Source organism: Photobacterium frigidiphilum, assembly GCF_003025615.1.
GTDB lineage: Bacteria > Pseudomonadota > Gammaproteobacteria > Enterobacterales > Vibrionaceae > Photobacterium > Photobacterium frigidiphilum.
In genome coordinates this window covers 1-535 of record NZ_PYMJ01000152.1, presented here as the reverse complement: position 1 = coordinate 535, position 535 = coordinate 1, and the positions used below count along the sequence as shown (strand labels likewise).

The following is a 535-nucleotide window of genomic DNA, read 5'->3' as shown; positions in this document are numbered from 1 at the left end:
TAAGCTTTATGTCTAACCCAATTGTGGTGGTATTAAACATTCTTGCGCTTCTTGCCAGCTTGTTCCATGCACAAACCTTCTTCAGCATGATGCCTCAAGTAGTGCCGATTAAAATTAAAGGCAAAAAACTTGATAAGACGATTATTGTACTAGCTCAGTGGGCTGCAGTTGCTGCAATCTCACTGGTCGTTCTAGTGTTAGTTTAAGGAGAACCACGTGGTAAATTTAAATCCTAAACGTTCTGACGAACCAGTATGGTGGGGTCTGTTTGGTGCTGGTGGTACTTGGTTCGCAATGCTAACACCAGTCACTGTACTTGTTCTTGGTATCATGGTGCCACTAGGCATCCTTGATGCGGATGCGGATGCAATGAGCTATGAGCGAGTATCAGGCTTTGTAACAAGCTTTATTGGCGCTCTATTTACTATCGCGACACTAGCACTACCAATGTGGCATGCAATGCACCGCCTACATCATGGTATGCACGATCTTAAATTCCACACTGGTGTGGTTGGTAAGATCGCTTGTTACGCGA

1 protein-coding gene and 1 pseudogene are annotated in these 535 nt (G+C 44.5%); both read left to right on the top strand.

From position 1 onward, the window contains the following. Nucleotides 1–206, top strand: a pseudogene (locus tag C9J12_RS30400) (fumarate reductase subunit C); the annotation flags it as partial. A gap of 10 nt (nt 207–216) precedes the next feature. Then, nucleotides 217–535, top strand: a 319-nt coding sequence (frdD, locus tag C9J12_RS30395; RefSeq protein ID WP_107247142.1) for a fumarate reductase subunit FrdD, incomplete at its 3' end; no start/stop codon positions are given.